General features: G+C 74.2%; 2 protein-coding genes. One reads left to right on the plus strand and one right to left on the minus strand.

Annotated elements, in window-relative coordinates:
- Positions 1 to 794 (plus strand): DUF4349 domain-containing protein (locus E1266_RS36830; protein ID WP_132055155.1); only part of this gene is annotated, 794 nt, incomplete at its 5' end.
- A 9-nt stretch (positions 795 to 803) separates the two neighbouring features.
- On the opposite strand, the gene hemE is transcribed toward E1266_RS36830, so the two are convergent.
- Positions 804 to 1,817, minus strand: a complete 1,014-nt coding sequence (hemE, locus tag E1266_RS36835; RefSeq protein WP_347876777.1) for a uroporphyrinogen decarboxylase — start codon at positions 1,815 to 1,817, stop codon at positions 804 to 806.
- Positions 1,818 to 2,374: the final 557 nt, after the last annotated feature.

The following is a 2,374-nucleotide window of genomic DNA, read 5'->3' on the forward strand; positions in this document are numbered from 1 at the left end:
GCGGAGGGGCGGGCGCGGGGCCGGGCGCGAAGCAGCCGCGGGCCCCGCTCACCGCGGCGCGCGAGGTCGTCCACACGGCTTCCCTGCGGGTCAGGGCGGAGGACGTGAACGCGTCCGCCGCGAAGGCCAAGCAGCTGGTCACCGGCGCGGGCGGCTACGTCGAGCGGGAGTCCAGCAGGACCGAGCCGCCGCGCTCCGAGATCACCCTGAAGATTCCCGCCGACCGCTACGGCGAGCTGCTGAACACCCTCGGCACGGAGCTCGGCACCAAGCTCTCGCTGAGCCAGGAGGCCGAGGACGTCACCGGCGAGGTCGCCGACGTGGCCGCCCGGGTGCGCTCCGCGGAGGCGTCGCTCGCCTCCTTCCGGAAGCTGTACGAGCGCGCCGACTCCATCGACGAGATCATCCGGCTGGAGAACGAGATCTCCGAGCGCGAGTCCGACCTGGAGGCGCTGCAGGCGCGCGAGAAGTCGCTCAAGAACCGCACCCAGTTCGCGACCGTCACCGTGACGCTGGTGTCCAAGGACGCGCCGAAGGAGCCCGAGGACGACTCCCGCGGCGGGTTCCTCGGCGGGCTGGAGAGCGGCTGGGACGCCTTCACCGCGTTCGTCGGAGGCGTCGCCATGGTGTTCGGCTGGCTGCTGCCCTTCCTGCTGACGGCGGCCGTGCTGGGCCTGCCGGTGCTGGCGCTCCTGCGCCGCCGGCGCGGCCGGTCCTCGACCGGCGCGCCTCCGGCGGGCGGCCCCGGCCCCCGGCCGGAGCGGCAGGAGGCCGCCGGGCCGTCCGGCGAGTAGGGCGCCCGGCTAGCGTGCGTCCTCGGCGCTCGCCTCGTGGACGAGTTCCACGAGGCGGGCCAGCACGTCCGGGTCCGTGGACGGCAGGACGCCGTGCCCCAGGTTGAAGATGTGCCCCTCGGCCGTGCGGCCCCGGTCCAGCACGTCGCGGGCGCGGCGCTCCACCGTCTCCCACGGCGCGAACAGGATCGCCGGGTCGAGGTTGCCCTGCAGCGCCTTGCCGGGCTCGACGCGGCTGACGGCCTCGTCCAGCGGCACCCGCCAGTCGACGCCGACGACGTCCGCGCCCGCCTCGCCCATCGGGCCGAGCAGTTCGCCCGTCCCGACGCCGAAGTGGATGCGCGGCACGCCGAGCGGCTCGACCTCGGCGAAGATGCGGCGGGCGTGCGGCAGGACCGACGCGCGGTAGTCCTGCTCGGCGACCGCGCCGACCCAGGAGTCGAAGACCTGCACGGCGCTCGCCCCAGCCGCGACCTGCACCTTCAGGAACGCGATGGTGAGGTCGGCGAGGCGGTCCATCAGGTCCGCCCACAGCTCGGGCTCGCCGTACATCATGGCCTTGGTGCGCTCGTGGTTCTTGGACGGACCGCCCTCGATCAGGTACGAGGCCAGCGTGAACGGGCCGCCCGCGAACCCGATCAGCGGCGTCGGCCCCAGCTCCCCGGCCAGGCCGCCGACGGCCTCGGTCACGTAGTGGACGTCGTCGGGGACCAGCGGGCGCAGCGCCGCGACGCCCGCCGCGTCCCGGATCGGGTCGGCGATGACCGGGCCGACGCCCGGCTTGATGTCGAGGTCGACGCCGATGGCCTTGAGCGGCACCATGATGTCGCTGAAGAAGATGGCGGCGTCCACGCCGTACCGGCGCACCGGCTGCATGGTGATCTCCACGACCATCTCCGGCCGGGTGCAGGACTCCAGCATCGGGACGCCCTCGCGCACCCGGAGGTACTCCGGGAGGGAGCGTCCGGCCTGGCGCATGAACCACACGGGCGTGTGCGGCACCGGCCGCCTGCGGCAGGCCAGCAGGAACGGGCTCGCGGAGAGCCCGCCGTCGTCGGGCGGGCGCACGGCGGCGTCGGCGGCGGCGGCGGCGTCGGCGGGGCGGGCAGCGTCAGCGGTCACGTTGTGATGGTCCCATGAAAGGGCTGCCGGAGGGCACTGGGGTGACCCCTGTGGCAGGACGAACTTCCGGACACGCCGAGCGAAGTCCCGCATTCTGTCACCGGCGCGTGCGAACGTGATGCGTGTCATAGCCGAGGGAGGTCCCCCTTGTACTGCTCCACCTGCGGTGATGAACGTGTGTTCGAGCAGCCGCCATGTCCGGACGGACATGGCGAGGAGTGCCCGGAGCGAGCGTGCGTCGACTGCGGTTCGGCCGTCCTGGTCGGTGCGCCGCCGCCCGCGCTGCCTCCGGCTCCCGGACGCGCGACCACCACCGCCCCGGAGCCCATGACCGCCCCGGCGCACGGCCCGGCCACCGGCCGCGGAACCGGACGCGCCGCCTCCGTGCGGGCCGTGGCCTGAACGGCCCGGCCCCCGAAACGAAACCACCTGTGCTGTGCCTGCTTCCCCTCCGCACC

Source organism: Actinomadura sp. 7K534, from assembly GCF_004348575.1.
Classification (GTDB): domain Bacteria; phylum Actinomycetota; class Actinomycetes; order Streptosporangiales; family Streptosporangiaceae; genus Spirillospora; species Spirillospora livida.